Origin of the sequence: Chitinophaga horti (genome assembly GCF_022867795.2) — a bacterium.
Taxonomy (GTDB): Bacteria; Bacteroidota; Bacteroidia; order Chitinophagales; family Chitinophagaceae; genus Chitinophaga; species Chitinophaga horti.
Genome location: NZ_CP107006.1, coordinates 482,317 through 501,180 on the forward strand (window position 1 = coordinate 482,317; position 18,864 = coordinate 501,180).

At 51.0% G+C, this 18,864-nt stretch carries 16 protein-coding genes; 11 read left to right on the forward strand and 5 right to left on the reverse strand.

The features are described 5' to 3' along the window. Nucleotides 1–59: 59 nt before the first annotated feature. From MKQ68_RS02190 to MKQ68_RS02200, 3 genes are read left to right on the forward strand one after another with little or no spacing between them, the layout of a single operon-like run. Nucleotides 60–395 (forward strand): carboxypeptidase-like regulatory domain-containing protein, encoded by a 336-nt coding sequence (locus tag MKQ68_RS02190; protein ID WP_264281886.1) that lies wholly within the window; start codon nt 60–62, stop codon nt 393–395. Beyond that, the gene (locus tag MKQ68_RS02195; protein ID WP_264281887.1) at nt 392–3,367 is read left to right on the forward strand and encodes a SusC/RagA family TonB-linked outer membrane protein; all 2,976 of its coding nucleotides are present in this window, start codon (nt 392–394) and stop codon (nt 3,365–3,367) included. The genes MKQ68_RS02190 and MKQ68_RS02195 overlap by 4 nt, the downstream gene beginning before the upstream one ends. 20 nt (nt 3,368–3,387) lie before the next feature. Further along, nucleotides 3,388–5,076, forward strand: coding sequence for a SusD/RagB family nutrient-binding outer membrane lipoprotein (locus MKQ68_RS02200; RefSeq protein ID WP_264281888.1), 1,689 nt, complete (start codon nt 3,388–3,390; stop codon nt 5,074–5,076). A gap of 107 nt (nt 5,077–5,183) precedes the next feature. Here the strand turns inward: MKQ68_RS02200 and mutS are convergent, their stop codons facing one another. After that, nucleotides 5,184–7,793, reverse strand: coding sequence for a DNA mismatch repair protein MutS (mutS, locus tag MKQ68_RS02205; RefSeq protein WP_264281889.1), 2,610 nt, complete (start codon nt 7,791–7,793; stop codon nt 5,184–5,186). A gap of 77 nt (nt 7,794–7,870) precedes the next feature. On the opposite strand from mutS, the gene MKQ68_RS02210 reads away from it, so the two are divergent. The 7 genes from MKQ68_RS02210 (at nt 7,871) to MKQ68_RS02240 (ending at nt 12,942) form a co-directional block, all read left to right on the forward strand. Beyond that, the gene (locus tag MKQ68_RS02210) at nt 7,871–8,410 is read left to right on the forward strand and encodes an RNA methyltransferase (protein WP_349773803.1); all 540 of its coding nucleotides are present in this window, start codon (nt 7,871–7,873) and stop codon (nt 8,408–8,410) included. Nucleotides 8,411–8,416: 6 nt separating this feature from the next. Beyond that, on the forward strand, nt 8,417–9,295 hold the full coding sequence (locus tag MKQ68_RS02215; protein ID WP_264281890.1) for a UbiA-like polyprenyltransferase: 879 nt from the start codon (nt 8,417–8,419) through the stop codon (nt 9,293–9,295). 26 nt (nt 9,296–9,321) lie between these two features. Further along, nucleotides 9,322–9,744, forward strand: a complete 423-nt coding sequence (gene ruvX / locus MKQ68_RS02220) for a Holliday junction resolvase RuvX (RefSeq protein ID WP_264281891.1) — start codon at nt 9,322–9,324, stop codon at nt 9,742–9,744. Between the two features lie 57 nt (nt 9,745–9,801). Next, the gene (gene def, locus MKQ68_RS02225) at nt 9,802–10,380 is read left to right on the forward strand and encodes a peptide deformylase (RefSeq protein WP_264281892.1); all 579 of its coding nucleotides are present in this window, start codon (nt 9,802–9,804) and stop codon (nt 10,378–10,380) included. Between the two features lie 67 nt (nt 10,381–10,447). Then, entirely contained in the window at nt 10,448–11,002 is a 555-nt protein-coding gene (locus tag MKQ68_RS02230) for an RNA polymerase sigma factor (protein ID WP_264281893.1), read from the forward strand. 5 nt (nt 11,003–11,007) lie between these two features. Then, nucleotides 11,008–11,889: an anti-sigma factor gene (locus MKQ68_RS02235; RefSeq protein WP_264281894.1), complete on the forward strand. Its 882-nt coding sequence runs from the start codon at nt 11,008–11,010 to the stop codon at nt 11,887–11,889. Nucleotides 11,890–12,021: 132 nt separating this feature from the next. After that, the gene (locus MKQ68_RS02240; protein ID WP_264281895.1) at nt 12,022–12,942 is read left to right on the forward strand and encodes a hypothetical protein; all 921 of its coding nucleotides are present in this window, start codon (nt 12,022–12,024) and stop codon (nt 12,940–12,942) included. 37 nt (nt 12,943–12,979) lie between these two features. On the opposite strand, the gene MKQ68_RS02245 is transcribed toward MKQ68_RS02240, so the two are convergent. Then, entirely contained in the window at nt 12,980–14,677 is a 1,698-nt protein-coding gene (locus MKQ68_RS02245; protein ID WP_264281896.1) for a T9SS type B sorting domain-containing protein, read from the reverse strand. Nucleotides 14,678–14,859: 182 nt separating this feature from the next. After that, nucleotides 14,860–15,915 carry an RluA family pseudouridine synthase gene (locus MKQ68_RS02250; RefSeq protein ID WP_264281897.1) on the reverse strand — a complete coding sequence of 352 codons (1,056 nt, stop codon included), beginning with the start codon at nt 15,913–15,915 and terminating at the stop codon, nt 14,860–14,862. A 95-nt stretch (nt 15,916–16,010) separates the two neighbouring features. Between MKQ68_RS02250 and lipB the strand changes: the two genes are divergently transcribed. Beyond that, nucleotides 16,011–16,721: a lipoyl(octanoyl) transferase LipB gene (gene lipB, locus MKQ68_RS02255; RefSeq protein ID WP_264281898.1), complete on the forward strand. Its 711-nt coding sequence runs from the start codon at nt 16,011–16,013 to the stop codon at nt 16,719–16,721. A gap of 486 nt (nt 16,722–17,207) precedes the next feature. On the opposite strand, the gene MKQ68_RS02260 is transcribed toward lipB, so the two are convergent. Both MKQ68_RS02260 and MKQ68_RS02265 read right to left on the reverse strand, forming a co-directional pair. After that, entirely contained in the window at nt 17,208–17,876 is a 669-nt protein-coding gene (locus tag MKQ68_RS02260; protein WP_264281899.1) for a hypothetical protein, read from the reverse strand. Nucleotides 17,877–17,995: 119 nt separating this feature from the next. Further along, nucleotides 17,996–18,862: a 1-aminocyclopropane-1-carboxylate deaminase/D-cysteine desulfhydrase gene (locus MKQ68_RS02265; RefSeq protein WP_264281900.1), complete on the reverse strand. Its 867-nt coding sequence runs from the start codon at nt 18,860–18,862 to the stop codon at nt 17,996–17,998. Nucleotides 18,863–18,864: the final 2 nt, after the last annotated feature.

Genomic DNA, 18,864 nt, shown 5'->3' on the forward strand with positions numbered 1-18,864 from the left:
TCCTAATGGGGATTTATTATCTATTCATACAAGTACTAACTAAAATTTAAAAGGAAGCTATGCGACGAATTTTGCTTTTCGTAACGCTGCTCACTTTTACCTGTTCTTCCCTTTGGGCTCAGGATAAGAAAGCAGTTACCGGAACGGTAAAGGATGAAAAAGGCACGCTGTTACCCGGTGTAACGGTGCTGGAAAAGGGCACTTCGAACGGCGCTGCCACCATGGCGGACGGTACGTTCAAGATCAACGCAGCGCCCACTGCAACGCTCGTCATTTCTTTTATGGGTTACGTAGCGCAGGAAGTGGCTGTCAATGGCCAGGCTTCCCTCAACGTAATACTGAAAGAGGACAGCAAAAACCTGAACGAAGTAGTAGTAACGGCTTTGGGCATGTGAAACGCGAACAACGTAAGCTCGGTTACGCAGTAACGGAACTGAAAGGCGCGGATCTCGCTAAAACCAACTCTATTAACCCGGTTGCCGCACTGCAGGGTAAGGTGGCAGGTGTAGACATTTCGGGCGCTGCCGGTGGTCCGCAGGCCGCTAACCGTATCGTGCTCCGCGGTGCAAAATCGCTCAACGGTAAAGACCAGCCGATCTTTGTGATCGACGGTGTAATCTTTGAGAACGAGGCTGCAAACGACGAGGTGAACTTCGGTAACGTACTGAAAAACTTTAACCCGGACGATTTCGAAACGGTGACTGTATTGAAAGGCGCCGCCGCTACTGCATTGTATGGCTCCCGTGCCATTAACGGTGCGGTACTCATCACCAGCAAAAAGGGTGTTACGCGTAAAGGTATCGGTGTAGATGTAAGCCAGACGGTTCAGTTCGAACATGCTTACAGAGGCCCGATCGATTTACAGAACAGCTACGGTGCCGGCCGTTACGGCCCCTTCCAGCAGGATGCACAGGGTAACAATGTGATCGACTGGGCAGGTGCGTACAGCTATGGTCCTAAAATGCAGGGGCAACTGGCCAAATTGCCGAACGGCGAAATCGTTCCCTACGCTGCACAACCCGACAACGCGATGGACGGCTACCAGCTGGGTAAATACTACAACACGAATGTATCAATGGAAGGTGGTAACGACAGGGCGACTTTCCGCTTTTCTTACTCTCACCTGGACAATAACAGCGTGCAGCCAAACAACGAGTTCAGCAGAAACTCTTTCGCTTTAAAATCTACTGCAGTTATCTCTAAATTCCTGAGTGCTGAAGGTGGCGTAAACTATTCCGTGAGCGACATCCTTAACCCGACACGCCAGGGAGGTAACTATACGAACTATAACATCGGCCGTAAATGGACGTATGTATTTCCAAGAAACTACGATCCTGCTTACTGGTCTGCCCGTTCCATCACGCCAACAAATGCGATGGCGGACCTGAACACGACGCCTGGCGCAGACTATTGGTTCGTACTGGCGAAAGATAGCTGGGAGCGTAACGAGAAACTGTTCTCCGGTAACCTTTCCCTCACTGCTACGGCAACCGATTACCTGAAATTCCTGCTTCGCGGTACTTTCAGCAACGAGCAGAACTTCGATGAGCGTAAACAATGGGGTCGTGGCAACAACTTCTCAGGCTCCGACGGTATGTATGCCACTAACGGCATGAACCGCTCGCAGCACACGTTTACTGGTATGGCGATGTTCACACCGAAAACAAGTGAAGACTGGAGCGTGAACCTGAATGTAGGTGCCGAAACATGGAACAGCGGTATCGGCTACAGGTTCAGCAACAGCACGGTGAACGGTTTAAGACTGCCTGGTACGTTCGCGATCACGAACAGTATCAGCACACCGAATTCCAACACGCAATCACTGGGCCGCAGGCGGATTAACTCCCTGTTCTTCGCCGGTAGCCTGGCTTACAAAAATGCGTTCTTCCTGGATGTAACCGGCCGTAACGATTGGTCTTCCGCCCTCACTTATCCCGCTGGTTACGGTAAAAACACGAACTCTTACTTCTATCCGTCTGTAAGTGCAGCCTGGGAATTTACCGAGTCGCTGAAAGCGAATATGCCTTCCTGGATCAGCTATGGTAAACTGCGCGCGTCTTACGCGATCGTAGGTGGCGATACGGATCCATACCAGATCAATGCCGGGTACCTTACAAACGGCTTCTTCAACGGTGCTTCTACCGGAGCTGATCTGCCTTTGTTCGATATTTACAACCCGGATACATATCCAAACTTCAACCTGAAGCCTTCCAAATCGAACAGTATTGAAGTGGGTGCAGACGTTCGTTTCCTGAATAACCGTATTGGCCTGGATGTGGCTTACTACCACACAGACGTGCGCAACCAGATCGTGACCCTTCCGGTAGCCAACGAATCCGGCGTAAGAAACAGGATCATCAATGCGGGTAGCATGATCAACAAGGGTATCGAGATCGCGATCAATGCAAGACCTATCGAAGGTAAAAACTTCACCTGGGACATGAACCTGAACGGCGCCCGTAACTGGAACCGTATCGATAAACTGGTCGACGGTGTTGACCAGGTGGAACTGGGTAATGATCAGGACGTAATGGCCATCGCAATGGTAGGCGCAGCTTACGGTGTAATTGTAACCAACTATGGCTTTACTCCTTACCAGGCGAAAGACGGCAGCGGTAACAATATCAGCAACCCGAACAACGGCAAACCTGTTATACAGGCCAACACCAACGACATGCGTTATAAATACCAGCGCGGTTATAAAGTGGTGGGTAATATCACACCTGACTTTAACATCGGTTGGTCCAACAACTTCGCATATAAAAACTGGTCACTCGGCTTCCTCCTGAATGCCCGTATCGGTGGCGACATCTTCTCTGCTTCTCATCAATATGGCACGGGTCGCGGTACCACGGCTAACACGATGTATGGCCGCGACGCGGCGCATGGCGGCCTTACCTGGACCGACAACCGCGGCAACGTTCGTGACGATGGTATGATCCCTGATGGTGTGTTTGCAGATGGTTACACGGTAACCGCGAATGGCACTGAAGTAAACGTTGGCGGCATGAGCTACAGGCAGGCATATGATGCCGGTTATGTTGGCGCGCTGAGCCCTTACGAGTACTACAGCATGCAGGGCGACTGGGGTATCGGTATCCGTGAAACTTCTGTGTTCGATGCTTCTTATGTAGCACTGCGTGAAATTTCCGTTGGATACACTTTGCCTTCTTCTATCGCATCACGTTTACACCTGAACAAGCTGCGTATGATGCTGGTAGGCCGTAACCTGGGTTACCTGTACAATAACCTGCCTGCAAACATCAATCCGGAAGGCCTGCGTAACAACAGCACTTTTGCCTTCTCCGAATACGGTGGCGCACCGCAGGTACGTAACTACGCGTTCACGATACAGGTTGGTTTCTAATGTTTAAATGAGAGAAAACAATGAAGATCATTAATAAATTTGGAATAGGTGTACTGGCCCTGGCAACCTTCGCCAGCTCCTGCACACGCGATTTCGAGGAACTGAATACAAACCCGGAGGTAAGCACCAACATTCAGCCCGAGCTGCTCTTTACCTCCCCGGCAAAGGCTATCGTAGACCGTGACTTTGACTGGTACTACGATAACTACGCCTACCTGATGCGCTGGATGCAGTTCTCCACGAACTACCCGATCGGTAACAGCGGTGGTATGTTCAACGCACAAAACACCAACAACCTTTACCAGGGCTTGTACAATAACATCGGCCGTAACCTGACGGAAATTCACAACCTGGTGGAGAAGCTGGACAGTGCAAACAAACCACGCTATCAGCATGTGGATGCAATTGCTTCCGTGCTTAAAACTTACGCAGCTTTCCGCGTGTCTGATGCGAACGGCAGCATTCCTTACAGCGAAGCCTGGAAGGCGCGTTCCGAAGCTAACTTCCTGCCTGCTTACGACACGCAGCAGGAATTGTTCGCTACCTGGGACGCCGACCTGAAAGTGGCAGTAGCGGTGCTGGCGCAGGACCTGCCCAACCAGGTGAGCTATGGCACCGGCGATATCTTTTACAGTGGTGACCGCGCCAAATGGGCTGCTGCAGCGAATGCACTGCGGCTGAAAATTGCCATGCGCCTCTGGAAACGTAACCCGGAAAAAACACGCGAGGTAGCTACGGAAGTAATGGCCAGCCCTGCCGGCCTTATGACCAGCATCGATAACGAATGGAAATTTGTGTCATCTACCGGCAACTTTGCCGTGGGTGGAAACTGGATGGTACAGGGTAACAACCCGAGCCGTGCAGCCGCGTCTATGCTGAATTTTATGTACGACAATGCAGACCCCCGTTTGCGTTTGTTCTATCAACCTAATGCGTTTACACAAACAGTGTTTAACTCGCTGAAAACAGCAGGCGTATTTCCTGAATCTGCTGTGTATAACCCACGCCAGTACATCGGCGCACCTTCCAGCCCGGATGCGGTTAACAATCCGGCAACGGCTGCACTTTTCGGTGTAAAAAATTATACACTGAACGGTCAGACGGTGAACTACGACACGCTGTCGACCCTGCAAAACAGGTTGTTCGACCTGAGCGCAGATGGTGGCGCGTCCGGACAGTACACGCAACCAATCCTTTCTTACGCAGAGCAATGTTTCATGATCGCTGAATTGGCGGTACGTGGCGTTGTAACGCAGGATGCACAGGAGTGGTATAACAGGGGCGTGACCGCTTCTATCAGGGCATACGACCGCATGGGTTCTATCGCGCGGATAGTGGGTTATACGGCGGTGACTGACCAGCAGATCAATGCTTACCTGCAAACTGCGGTGGTAGCCTTTACCGGTACCGATGAGCAGAAGCTGGAAAAGATCGGCGTACAGAACCACATTAACCACTATAAAGCACCATGGGAAGCATGGGGCGACTGGAAACGTACCGGTTACCCGAAAGTGGGTGGCATCCTGCCTTTCGAGCCGTTCACGACCAATGGTACTGTTCTTACAGTACCCCGCCGCTGGGCGCTGCCGCTGCCAAACAATTCCAATATGGCCAACTATAATGCTGCCATCGAAGAAATGAGGCAGTCTGGCGAATACGGTGCCGGTCCGGAAGAAATTACCGGCCGTGTATGGTGGGATAAAAGATAGTTAGTTGTTGAATAGAGAGTTGATAGATTAAGGAAAGCTCCGGGTATTTACCCGGAGTTTTTTTGTTTAAATGCAGAAGCCGGGTGACTCACCCGGCTTCTGCGCTATCAGCTTAACAAATTCTTGATCTCATTCAGCTTAAGCAATGCCTCCACCGGTGTAAGGCGGTTTACATCTACGGCCTCCAGCATCTCCCGCATCTGCTTAAACGTGTCGCTGTGCGAATCGAAAATACTCAGTTGCATTTTCGGCGGAGGTGACGCAATGTCTTTCATCGTTTGTTCCAGCGGCGCATCGATGTGCTGCGATTCCAGCTGCGACAGTATTTCGTTGGCGCGTTGGATCAGCTGCGGCGGCATGCCTGCGATCTTGGCCACGTGAATACCAAAGCTGTGACGTGTACCGCCGGAAGCGAGTTTGCGGAGGAAGATGATCTTGTTACCTACTTCTTTATTGGTGATGTGGAAGTTCTTCACCCGGTGATGTTTGTTCTCCAGCTCGTTCAGTTCATGATAGTGCGTAGCGAACAGGGTTTTGGGCTTGAACGGTGTCATGTCGTGAAGGTACTCCACGATGCTCCATGCAATGGATATACCATCGTACGTGCTGGTACCACGGCCGATTTCATCGAGAATGATGAGGCTGCGCGGTGTCATGTTATTGATGATGCTGGCCGTTTCGTTCATCTCCACCATGAAGGTAGATTCGCCACCACTCAGGTTATCGGACGCACCTACACGGGTAAATATCTTATCTGTTAAACCAATTTCGGCCTGACTCGCGGGTACAAAACTGCCCATGTGCGCCATAAGGGTAATGATGGCCGTTTGCCGCAGCAGGGCCGATTTACCGCTCATGTTCGGACCGGTAAGGATGATCACCTGCTGGTTGTCTTTGTTGAGCAGCAAATCGTTAGCCACGTAAGACTCTCCGGGAGGTAAACCCTTTTCAATTACCGGGTGGCGGCCTTCCTGTATGTCAAGCACCTCACTATCGGTTACGTTGGGCCTGCGGTATTTATGCTGGATGGCATTGTTCGCAAAACACAGCAGGCAGTCCAGTTTGCCCATCACCTGTGCATTGATCTGCACGGGTTGAATATACTCCTGCAACTGCGACAGCAACTGCTCGAACAACTGCACTTCCAGTACCGTAATCTTTTCTTCCGCCCCAACGATTTTCTCTTCATACTCCTTCAGCTCCGGTGTAATATACCTTTCGGCGTTGGCCAGGGTTTGTTTACGAATCCATTCTGGCGGTACTTTATTTTTATGCGCATTCGTTACTTCAAGATAGTAGCCAAATACGTTATTGAAGGCGATTTTGAGAGATGGGATGCCTGTTGCTTCACTTTCCTTCTGTTGAATCTGGAGCAGGTATTCCTTGCCGGAATTGGCGATCGTACGCAGTTTGTCCAGCTCCTCATGTACGCCCTCGCGAATGGCACCGCCTTTATTGGCCAGCACCGGCGGGTTGTCGGAAATGGTGCGCAGGATCGTATCCAGGATCAGCGGGCAGGGATTCAGCTGTTCGTTTAACCGTTCTATATAGGCGTTACCGTTTTTATGCAGCAACTCCTGTATGGCCGCCACCTGTTGCAGCGCCCGGGCCAGCTGTAATACCTCGCGTGGGTTAATTTTTTTCAGGGGGATCTTGGATACCAGTCGTTCCAGGTCGCCTACTTGTTTCAGGTGGTGATGCAGCGTTTTGGACAGGTCGGCCTGTTTAATGAAAAACTCCACTGCATCAAGGCGCTCATTAATCTGCATAATATCGCGCAGCGGGAACACGATCCAGCGTTTCAGCAGCCGCGCGCCCATAGGCGATACGGTATGGTCCAATACGGAGAGCAGCGTTTTGCCATTCTCCACGGAGCTGTGCAGCAGTTCCAGGTTGCGGATGGTGAAGCGGTCCATCCACAGGAAATCGTCCTGGTCGATGCGTTGGATATTTGTGATATGCTGCAGGTTCGGATGCTCCGTATCCTTCAGGTAATGCAAGGTGGCGCCTGCAGCAATGATCGCTTCATCCAGTCCTTCGATGCCGAAGCCTTTCAGCGAGTGCGTTTCGAAATGGCGGAGCAGGATCTCGCTGGCGTAAGTGGTGGTAAAGATCCACTCCTCCAGCGTATAGGTGTAAAACCGGGTACCATACAGGTGCCGGAAGTTTTTCTGTTGTTGTTTGGCAAATACGACTTCTGCAGGGCGAAAGCTTTGTAACAGTTTGTCGATGTATTCGGTATTACCCTGTGCGACAAAAAACTCGCCGGTAGAAATATCCAGGAAGGATACACCGGTGGCGTGTTCGCCGAAATGTACCGCCGCCAGGAAGTTGTTGGTGGAGTTTTCCAGCAGCTTGTCGTTTACGGCCACACCCGGCGTTACCATTTCGGTGACACCACGTTTCACAATGCCTTTGACCGTTTTAGGGTCTTCCAGCTGGTCGCATACTGCTACGCGGTAACCGGCTTTTACGAGTTTATGCAGATAGGTATCCAGCGAGTGGTGGGGGAAGCCGGCCAGGTCTATGAAAGCAGCCGAGCCATTGGCCCTTTTGGTAAGCACGATGCCCAATACCCGGGCCGCAATAACCGCATCTTCATTAAAGGTCTCATAAAAGTCGCCCACCCTGAACAGCAGCACCGCATCCGGGTACCTGGCCTTGATGGCCTTGTGCTGTTGCATAAGGGGCGTTTCTTCCGATTTGTTTTTTGCCATGGCGCAAATATAGCTAATGGAATGGTTTCCGGACAAGCGAAGCGGCGGTCAATCAACTATTAACTATCTTTGCATTTATGCGAAAATTAAGTATGGAGGAATTGGGGCGTAAATCGGTGGCCGAATTTAAGGCAGCCGACAAAACGCCATTGGTGCTGGTGCTGGATAATGTGCGGAGTATGCACAATGTTGGCTCGGTGTTCCGCACCGCCGACGCCTTCCTGCTGCAGGGCATTGTGCTTTGCGGCTACACGCCGGTGCCCCCGCACCGCGATATCCAGAAAACGGCACTGGGCGCTACCGATACGGTGGAGTGGCAGTATTTCGCTACCACACTCGAAGCGGTAAACGAACTCAAAGCCAACGGGTATAACATTTTCACCATCGAACAGGCGGAAGGCAGTCATATGCTCGATAGCTTTAAGCCTACGACTGATAAGCCGATCGCACTGGTATTCGGGAATGAGGTGAGTGGGGTAGATGGCGAGGTGATGAAGGCGGCCGACGGCTGTATCGAAATACCGCAATCGGGTATGAAGCATTCCTTAAATATATCCGTGAGCACCGGTATAGTGGTGTGGGACCTATTCTGCAAATTGAAAGTACAAAACGCATAACATTAGATGATGCCTGTTACAACGACCGTTAACAATTACCTGTCACTGGTAAAATTCAGTCACACTATATTCGCCATGCCTTTCGCCATGATCGGCTTTTTCCTGGCGACCACTACCGAAGCCACCAGCCTCGATTGGCTACTGTTCCTGAAAGTAGTATTGTGTATGGTGTTCGCCCGCAGCGCCGCCATGGCCTTTAACCGCTGGCTGGACGTGGAGATCGACAAACGTAATCCGCGTACGGCGAAAAGGGAAATTCCGGCCGGTGTAATATCCGCCAACAGTGCACTGCTGTTCGTCATCGCGAACGTACTGCTGTTCATGGCCACCACCTGGTTCATTAATATGATCTGTTTCCTGTTATCGCCGGTTGCTTTGCTGGTGGTACTTGGTTACAGCTACACCAAACGTTTCACCTCCCTGTGCCACCTGGTGCTGGGCCTGGGCTTGTCGCTCGCGCCGATCGGCGCTTTTTTATCGGTAACAGGCCACTTCGCGCTGTTGCCGGTGCTGGTGTCGGTGTTAGTACTCTGCTGGGTATCCGGCTTCGATATTATTTATTCCTTACAGGATGAGGATTTCGACCGCTCGCAGCAGCTGCATTCCATTCCCGCCTGGCTGGGTAAAGCAGGCGCACTGCGCTTTTCGGAAGTACTGCACGTCGTTGCAGGCGCGCTGGTGCTTACGATAGGGCTCATAGGGCAGTTCCATTGGCTGTACTGGATTGGTGCCGCAGTGTTCGTGGGTATGCTGGTGGCCCAACATCGCCTGGTAAAACCGAACGACCTCAGTAAAGTAAATATCGCGTTTATGACCACCAATGGTATTGCGAGCGTGGTGTTCGGCGTATTCGCCATTGCCGATATGTTCATTATCGGCTGGTAACTCATCTTCCTAAAAGAAAAATTAATATGCCGCGTATACTGGCGATAGATTATGGTAAAAAACGCACGGGACTGGCAGTGACAGATCCCCTGCAGATCATTGCCAGCGGGCTTTGCACCGTACCTTCGCACGAATTGATTCCCTATCTTAAAAAATATTTCCTGGCGGAAGAGGTATCGCTCATCCTCATCGGCGAGCCTAAAAACCTCGACGGCTCCGCCACGCACGGCACAGCCCTTGTAGAAGAGTGTATCAGGATCATCAAAAAACATTTTCCCGATATGCCCCTCAAAAAGCTGGACGAGCGCTTCACTTCTAAAATGGCGTTTCAGACGATGATTGACAGTGGTTTAAAGAAGAAAGACCGACAGAATAAGGGGCTGGTAGACGAGATCAGTGCCACGATCATTCTCCAGGAATACCTGCGGGCGCAGGGCGGCGGGTTTTAATTGCCTGCAAATATTTACATTTGCGCTTTACAATATTTAAGACAACATCTTTTTATAATGATATTACCTATCGTAGCATATGGTCACCCGGTTTTGAGAGAAGTGGCCCAGGATATTACACCAGACTACCCGGAACTGGAAAAACTGATCGCCAATATGTGGGAAACCATGTACGGCTCCAGTGGTGTTGGACTGGCCGCGCCACAAATCAATCGTTCTATCCGCCTGTTCGTGATCGACAGCCAGCAGATATTCGAGAACATGGAAGAAGATGAGAAGAAGGACTATCCAGGCGAAACCGGTGTTAAACAGGTGTTTATCAATGCACATATTGTAGGTACAGACGGTGATGACTGGGCTTACAACGAAGGTTGCCTCAGCATTCCAAAAGTGCGGGAAGATGTGTATCGCCCCGAAACAGTAACGATCCGTTATGTAGACGAAAAGTTCCAACCCCGTGAAGAAACGTTTTCCGGCATTACCGCCCGCGTTATCTTCCACGAGTACGATCATATCGACGGTAAATTATTTATCGACCACCTGAAACCGTTGAAGAAAAGAATGCTGAAAAGCAAGCTGGACGACATTTCCAAGGGTAAAATAAGGGTGGATTATAAGATGACCTTCCCCCGGTAAGGAAAAATTTATTTCATATTGTAATTTTTTTCTTTATTTTAGTAACACTAACTTACTGACTTTTTAATTGGGATCTGCCATAACATATACAGAAGCTGAACTGGTGGCCGGCCTGCGGGCGCGGGACCAGCAGATATTCGGCTATCTATATGATCACTACTCCCCGGCATTATTCGGAGTGATCCTGAAAGTCATTAATGAAGAAAACATCGCCGGCGACATTCTGCAGGAAGTTTTTGTGAAGATCTGGAAGAGTATTGAAAAGTATGATTCAGACAAAGGACGCCTGTTTACATGGATGTTGAACATTGCCCGCAATACCGCTATAGACGCGCTGCGGTCCAAGGCTTACAAGCTGGACCAGAAAATCCAGGACATAGACAGCGACGTATATCATAATGCGAGTCAACTATCCGTCAACCCGTCAGTGGATCATCTTGGACTTGTTAAAGTGTTAGAGCGACTTAACAAGGATCAACGTGTAATTATAGATCTGGCCTACTTTAAAGGATGCACCCAGGAAGAAATTGCCAAGGTGCTGGACATCCCGTTGGGTACCGTGAAGACAAGAATGCGTAACGCGATCATACAGTTAAGGAATATATTAAAACAACAACAGTAAGCAAAGTGGACGTTCAACGTTACATATCATCTGGTATTATTGAGAGCTACGTGGCAGGCTCCGCTTCCGCCCAGGAAGAGAAGGAGTTGTTTGCGGCGATGTCTCAATTCCCGGAAGTAAGAGCTGCGGTAGAAGCCTGCCAGCTCGATATGGACGGCTATCTCGAACTGGTGGCCACCGCGGCCGCGAAACCCGTGCCTGCTGATGTGAAGAATCGTATTTTCCGTATTATCGAAGAAGAAGTAAGCGAGCCTGGTGCAACGATGACAGAGCAGGTGGATGACAGGCCGCGCTACATTTACGACGATGCTCCCGAAGAAAGCGGCGTTCCCGTTCGCAAACTGCGCTTCTGGCAATTCGCTGCCGCAGCCTCTATGGCATTGTTTATCGGCAGTATCGCGTTCAACTTTATCTATCTCAATCGTTATAACGAATACAAAGGCAAGTACATCGCTTTGCTCGAAGAGCATCGTAGCGCGATCGCCCAGAACGAAACCTACCAGGCCAAGTTCCAGGAGTCCGATCGTATGCTGGCCATGATCAAGAACCCATCTACCCAGATGGTAAAAATGGGCGACGTATCTAAAAAGAACCCGGACAGGCAGGCCACTGTCTTCTGGAATGCCGGCTCACAGGAAGTGATGATCACCATCAACAACCTGCCCGAACCGCAGCCCGATCAGCAATACCAGCTGTGGGCGATCGTCGACGGCAAGCCCGTAGACGCCGGCGTGTTCGAAATGGGCGAATTGGCTAAATCGTTACAGAAGATGAAAGCCGTATCCGGCGAGGCCAAAATGTTCGCCGTAACGCTCGAAAAGAAAGGTGGCAGCCCAACACCTACTCTCACCGCTATGTATGTAGCCGGCAAAGTGACCGGTTCCTGATTTTAACAATTTTTTATGGCCGTATATTCCTCCTCGTTACCGCAATGGCAACGGGCATTTCGCTGTAGTGGCCTGGAATTTGAAGCATAAGGACAGACCGGGCAGGTCTTTATAATTCCTTAAATTTGCGCGATGCGAAAAAGTCTTTTCTCCCTGTTATTGTTACACTGTTGCCTACCGATATTCGCCCAGGATACCGCCCGCTATAAAGGGATGACGGTAAACCTCGACGAGGTGATCGTAAAAGCAAAACGTTTTGGCTTTGATGTGAATGGTTTTATCAAAAGGGTAGAAGAAGATACCACCTTCTATATGGCCTTTAAACACCTGCGCCAGGTAAGCTTTACCGCCGATAACGATATTAAGATCTTCTCCAAAAAGAAAGAAGTAAAAGCATCTCTTAAAAGCCAGACCCGCCAGATCGTTGAGGGCAAGTGTCGTCATATGGAGGTGATCGAAGAGAAAACTACGGGCGACTTCTACACCGCTAAAAAGAATTACAACTACTACACGGCCGAACTCTACGCCAACCTGTTTTTTACAACGGGCAAAATCTGCGACGATGGTCAGGATACAGAGAAGGGCCGTGGCAGTATGGAAAAGCATAAATCACAACTGAAGCAACTGATCTTCAATCCCGGCAAACCCATATCCGGTGTGCCTATCGTAGGTCAGAAGGTAGCGATTTTTACGCCGGATGTGATGAAGCTGTACAACTTCGCCATCACTTCTCAATCCTACATCGGCAAAGATTGTTACGTGTTCGCTGCCCAAGCGCGCGAAGACCTGAATAAACTCGACCGCTCCGAAATTGTGATCAACGAACTGGTGACTTATTTCGACAAAGATACCTGGGAGATCGTCGGTCGTAAATATTCGCTGTCGTACAAAACTATGCTGTTCGACTTCAATGTAAAAATGAACGTGCAGATGACGAAGGTAGGCGACCTGCTGGTACCCGCACTCATCACGTATTCCGGCACCTGGGACGTGGCCGTGAAGAAGCGCGAAACGGCCGACTTCACCGCAAGATTCTTTGACTTCAGGCAATAAAAAAGCCCGGCGATGAGCCGGGCCTTTTTTGTTCAAACTATCTTATCAAAGTAACCGTGCCGCGTTGGTTATACAGCTTGCCGGTGGTACTGTCTTTATATTCCGCTATCCACACGTACGTGCCCGTCGTAGCTTCCTTCCCGTTGATCGATCCGGTCCAGGCGACACTGGGATCGGTGGTGAAGAATTGCAGCTCGCCCCAACGGTTATAGATCCACAATTTATAGTCTGTAAAGAAACATCGGTACACCGGCCGGAACAAGTCATTTAGCCCATCGTTGTTGGGACTGAAGCCCGTCGGGAAGTAGAACGTACAATCACACTGCCTAAAGTTTACTTCTACCGAATCCACCGATCGGTTACAGGTGTTACTGGCTACCACGGCATAAATGCCTGGTTGCGTAACCGTAAACGTAGGCGAAGAAGTGCTGTCCTGCCACTTGAAGCTAGTACCAGCGCCGTTCGGAGAAAGTACGAACCGGTCGAGCCGGCAAATGGTTGTATCAGGCCCTAAATTCACCTGTAAGGTATCGTCGTAATTCACACGAATCGTATCGGTGGATACGCAACGCCCTATCTGGGCGCGCACGTAGTAGTAGCCGGGAGAGTCCACGTAGAACGTAGCCTGTTTGGAGCCGTCCTGCCACAGGTAACTGCCCGTGCCGTAGTTGGCGGTGAGTACCAAAGCTTCGCCCACACAAACGGTAGTATCATTTCCAAGGTTCACATCGCGCAACGGGTTATAGTTTACATTGATCGTGTCTACCACATCGCAGTTGCCCATCGGTGTGCTGGTCGTAACCAGCGCCCAGTAAGCGTTGCGGGTACTTACGTTAATGCTTTGTGTGCGTGCGCCGGTGTTCCAGCGGTAGGCGATCGCCGCGTTCACATCGGCGCGTATCGTAATTGTTTCGCCTGCACAAAGCAACGTATCCTTACCGAGGTCGAAGGTTTGCGGCATGCCGCTGAAGTTCACATTGATCGTATCTCTATACACCCCGCAGCCTGTAATGGTAGCTTCCACCCAGTACTGCCCGCTGCGATTGCCATCTACCAGTATTGTAGGCGATGTTTCGCCGGTGCTCCACAGGTAGTCGGCGTTTTGCGCAGTAGCATCAAGGGTGATGCGTTCGTCGGTACAAAGGTTCAGGTCCTGCCCCAGTTCGAAGTCCGGAACAGGCGAGTAGAAAACATTCACCGAATCGTCGGGCTGGCAACCATCGAACTGTATGCGATAGGTGCCCGTTTCCGTTACATCGTAAGTAAGCCCAAAACCAGTTACGGTATCCTGCCAGGTAATCACTTCCATGCCGGTAAGCGGCGTACTCGGATCTACTGTGACCGTAATGGTATAGAGCGGCGCGTTCTCACAAAGGGTAATGTCCGGGTCCATAGTCACCAGCTTTTTAGGCACAATGGTGATCACCTGTGTGGTGGTATCGGCCACGCCGCCACGAAAAGCGATCAGCGTTACGGTATACGGGCCAGTGGCGCGATACCGATGACCTGCATTTTCTTCCCGTTTCGAGGAGTCCAGTGCCAGCGAAGCCGGGTCGCCAAAGTTCCATTTAACGGAGTCAATCTGGTCTATATCGTCTGTTATCCTAAAGCTGATCGAGTCGTTCAGGCAGGTAGAGTTCCAGGTAAAGTTCGTGAGCAGGGGAGCCGATCTGCCGTTGATAAAACAACTCAGCAGTAACAGGAGGCATAGCTGGTATTTCAAAAGGCTATTCATGTAAGGTATGGTGGCTCTAAATTAGCAGAATTATTGATATATAGAATGTTTTCTATAAAATAATTGATCGATACGGTTGTTATGCTTGGGGTAAACCCGCTATTAAACGGCGTTCTTCAGTAAATAGTGTACAGTTACAGGGAAAGATTTATCCCCGCAAAGTCTTGCGGGGATAAGTATTATCAGGGACGGTTGTTCGAATACCTGCGCCATTTTTCAAGTACGGCGGTAAAGTCGTCCGGCACGGGACTTTCAAAGTGCACTTCTTTACGCGTGCGCGGATGAATAAAGCCAAGGGTACGGGCGTGCAGCGCATGTCTCGGCATTACCTCAAAGCAGTTGTCCACGAACTGTTTGTACTTCGTAAACACAGTGCCTTTCACAATGCGGTCGCCCCCATACGTATCGTCGTTGAACAACGAGTGGCCGATATGCTGCATGTGCACCCTGATCTGGTGCGTACGGCCTGTTTCCAGGCGACATTCCACCAGGGTTACATAGTTGAAGCGTTCCAGCACCTTGTAGTGCGTAATGGCTTCTTTACCATACTCGCCATCGGGATAAGCGGTCATAATTTTCCGGAAGCGCTGGTGCCTGCCTACGTGGGCAACGATGGTGCCTTCGTCTTCCTCGAAATTGCCCCAGACAAGCGCCATATAGCGGCGTTGTACGGTATGCGCGGCAAACTGCTTGGCCAGGTCGTTCATCGCCTTGTCGGTTTTGGCAATAGCGAGCAGGCCACTGGTGTTTTTATCGATACGGTGTACCAGTCCAAACCGCGGAATATCCGGGATGGGCTGGGTTTTATCTTCGTTCAGGTAGTAAGCCAGGCCGTTTACCAGGGTGCCGGTATAGTTACCGCAACCCGGGTGTACCACCAGGCCCGGCGGCTTGTTGATGATCATAATGTCCTCATCCTCATAGGTAATGCTAAGGGGCATGTTCTCGGGTAAAATCTCCGTATGCTCCGGGTTTTTGTTGGAGAGTACGATGATTTTGTCGAGTGGACGGATCTTGTAGTTGGACTTGATCGGCTTTTCGTTCACCGTTACCATCCCATCTTCAATGGCCTGCTGAATTTTGTTGCGGGTCGCGTTTTGGATGCGGGTCAGCAGGAACTTGTCGATGCGCAATGGTTCCTGGCCCTTGTCCACCACCATATTGATGCGCTCATAAATTTCCTCGCTGCCTTCCCCGTTGTCCAGTTCGTCTTCCAGCTCCAGCATTTCGTCGGTCATGTATCAAAATTTTTGCAAAGGTACGTAATTGTAGTGGCCCGGGCTGTGTTTGCGGATTATTAGTTAATTTTGACGCCTCAAATCCAGCACGGTTTATGACGCAGATCAGGGTAAAGGACCTCGGGAAAATAGCTTACGACACAGCCTGGCAGTACCAGGAATCGCTGCTTCAGCACAATGTGGGCATCAAAGCCGCCCGCCGCACGCACCCCGACGAGGGCCACGAGCCTACCACCAACCACCTCCTGTTCTGCGAACACCTGCCCGTGTACACCCTGGGCAAAAGCGGCCACCTCGAAAACCTGCTCATCTCCGACGATCAGCTGATGGAAAAAGGTATCCAGTTCGTGAATACGAACCGGGGGGGCGATATTACTTTTCACGGCCCCGGCCAGATCGTAGGCTACCCCGTCATCGACCTCGAATACTTTTTCACCGACATCGGCAAGTACCTCCGTAACCTGGAGGAAGTGATTATCCGCACCCTGGCCCACTATGGCGTAACCGCAGGTCGTTCTCCCGGCGAAACCGGCGTATGGCTCGACCCCGACATGCCTGGCCGCGCCCGCAAGATCTGCGCGATGGGCATCCGCTGCAGCCGCTGGGTAACGATGCACGGTTTTGCGCTGAACGTCAACACCGACCTTGGGTATTTTAGCAACATCGTCGCCTGCGGCATTGCAGACAAACAGGTAGCCTCCCTCGACCGCGAACTCGGCCGCCCGGTCGATGAAACGGAGGTGAAGCAACTGATCACCAAACACTTCGGCGAAATCTTCGGCGCCGATATGCAGTGGGAAGCGTAAAAATCTTTTGCAGTCATCTTTCTCTTCTCTTTTCTTCCCCCGTTGCGACGCTCCGTTCAACGGCAGTCACGCTATTTTTCCAAATTGAATTTCGGTAAAATACTATTACCGTTACCAACAGCTTTTGCCCTCCATCCAGGCATCTCCGCCCACGGAAAGCCGCGTCTTTAAGCTATCCCCGCGGCCTGGAAGCCACGTCCCTGCTGCATCCTTGCTATATCCTTGCTGTTGCCTAGGTTCATCCCAGGCTTATACTTCGTTCATCCTACGTTCAACCTTCGTTCGTGAGCCTAGGTTGAACGAAGGTTGAACGTAGGTTGAACGTAGGTTGAACCTAGGGAGTAGCAAGGATGCAGGGAGGATCCAGAGAGGATCCTGGTAGGATATTACCATAGGGCAATAGCGATGTCGCCGCTGAACGGAGCGTCGCAACGGGGGCCGAATGGCAAAGAAAAAGCCGGGGCCAACACCCCGGCTCTGCCGTATTTAAGATCGGTAATTGAGTGGGATGTAGAAGTTCCACTTTTCGAGCAGCTTGCCTTCTTCGAATATTTCGAAGTTGAACCAGCCGGCATGCAGGAAGATGGCTTTTTCGATAATCAGGAACGGTTCTGCCACCTGCTCGATCTCGAAGAGGGGGGCGCCGGTGGCCTCGTAGAACTTCACTACGTATTTCTTTTTGGGTGCTTCAGGCAATTTGATGTTGATATTGCCGTCGGCAGTGGTGTATATATAGTTAGAGGGCTTCCAGGGAATAACGGCTTCTTTTTCTGCCGGTTTGCCTGTTTTGTTGGTCATCGCCTGTATGTCGGTGGCCGACAGTTTCGCACCGGCATTAATGGTGCTGTCTTCCACGGCCAGCATAGTTTTGGTGTACATGAAACGGCCATTGGAGAAGGTGATCAGCATGCGGTAGTAATTTTTACCGGGCAGGGGCTTGTTGTCGACGTAACTGCCGCGAAAGCCGTTAGGGTCTGCAATGTAGCCGATGGTGTTGAAGTTCAGTACACTATCCAGCGAGCGCTGTACACCGATGGTGGATACACCCCGGAAACCCGAAATGAAGTCCAGCTGGATTTTGCCGGTCTTGATAAGCGCCTGGAAGTTAGGCAATACAGGCGGGTTAGCTACCTGGGCTTTCACCGTTGTGTTCATCAAAATTAGGATTCCCGCAGCGAATAGTAATCTGACAATCTGCTTCATACAATTAAAACCATTCAATCTTATAAGTTGGCAAAAATACATACAGTTGTTCAAATATAATGAACGGACCGCTAAAAGCATAGAACGCCGGGCGCCAGGGAAAGATTGCCCTGCAGGCCACCAGTATGTATACACAGCAACTGCGACCCTGCCGGAAAATACCCCGTTTCAGCCAGTTTTTTTACCGCGAGCATCATTTTACCGGTATATACACCATCCAGCGGAATGCCGGTTTGCCGGAAAAAATCGTTCATAAAGCCGATCACGTTCGCATTGATCTTACCATAACCACCTTCATGATAATCATGCAGGATGCGCCAATTCGCAGCATGCCCGGGTTTCAGCAGGGCTTGTACATCGTGTTGCAGTGACAGCGCACCTTTCAGCGCACTAATGCCGATGATTTCACCACGGCCGGCGTTAACGAGGCCGGCCAGCGTAGTGCCGGTGCCGACGGCGCAAAAGAGATGGGTGTAGGTGGTGTGGGCGAGATCGAGTATGTCCTCGCAACCCCTTGCGCCCAGGTCGTTGTGCCCACCTTCCGGTACGATGTAATGATCGGGGAACAGTGCGGCCCAATCCGTTTGTTGCTTGTCGCGGTAAGCCTCGCGGCTGATGAAAAGCAACTCCATGCCATCAGCTTCCGCTTTCGCGAGCGTGTGACTGAGAACAGGCGGCCGCTCGCCGCGGATCACGGCCAGGCAGGGCCAGTGGGCCATACGGCAGGCCGCCGCGGTCGCTGCAATGTGATTGGAATAAGCGCCGCCGAAGGTGAGTATCGCCCGTTTACCCGCCTGCTGCGCGGCCTCCAGGTTGTATTTAAGCTTAAACCATTTGTTGCCCTGTATTTCAGGATGTAAACGGTCTAAACGCAACATGGCTGCCTGCACATTGTGCGGCAGCCATGTTGTTATAAATGTTTGTAAAAGCTCGTTCATCT

What these genes read in the sequence shown, in the direction of transcription:
- MKQ68_RS02190 (WP_264281886.1), top strand. Translation starts at nt 60, where the DNA reads ATGCGACGAATTTTGCTTTTCGTAACGCTGCTCACTTTTACCTGTTCT.
- MKQ68_RS02200 (WP_264281888.1), top strand. Translation starts at nt 3,388, where the DNA reads ATGAAGATCATTAATAAATTTGGAATAGGTGTACTGGCCCTGGCAACC.
- mutS (WP_264281889.1), bottom strand. Translation starts at nt 7,793, where the DNA reads ATGGCAAAAAACAAATCGGAAGAAACGCCCCTTATGCAACAGCACAAG.
- MKQ68_RS02210 (WP_349773803.1), top strand. Translation starts at nt 7,871, where the DNA reads ATGCGAAAATTAAGTATGGAGGAATTGGGGCGTAAATCGGTGGCCGAA.
- MKQ68_RS02215 (WP_264281890.1), top strand. Translation starts at nt 8,417, where the DNA reads ATGATGCCTGTTACAACGACCGTTAACAATTACCTGTCACTGGTAAAA.
- ruvX (WP_264281891.1), top strand. Translation starts at nt 9,322, where the DNA reads ATGCCGCGTATACTGGCGATAGATTATGGTAAAAAACGCACGGGACTG.
- def (WP_264281892.1), top strand. Translation starts at nt 9,802, where the DNA reads ATGATATTACCTATCGTAGCATATGGTCACCCGGTTTTGAGAGAAGTG.
- MKQ68_RS02240 (WP_264281895.1), top strand. Translation starts at nt 12,022, where the DNA reads ATGCGAAAAAGTCTTTTCTCCCTGTTATTGTTACACTGTTGCCTACCG.
- MKQ68_RS02245 (WP_264281896.1), bottom strand. Translation starts at nt 14,677, where the DNA reads ATGAATAGCCTTTTGAAATACCAGCTATGCCTCCTGTTACTGCTGAGT.
- MKQ68_RS02250 (WP_264281897.1), bottom strand. Translation starts at nt 15,915, where the DNA reads ATGACCGACGAAATGCTGGAGCTGGAAGACGAACTGGACAACGGGGAA.
- lipB (WP_264281898.1), top strand. Translation starts at nt 16,011, where the DNA reads ATGACGCAGATCAGGGTAAAGGACCTCGGGAAAATAGCTTACGACACA.
- MKQ68_RS02260 (WP_264281899.1), bottom strand. Translation starts at nt 17,876, where the DNA reads ATGAACACAACGGTGAAAGCCCAGGTAGCTAACCCGCCTGTATTGCCT.
- MKQ68_RS02265 (WP_264281900.1), bottom strand. Translation starts at nt 18,862, where the DNA reads ATGAACGAGCTTTTACAAACATTTATAACAACATGGCTGCCGCACAAT.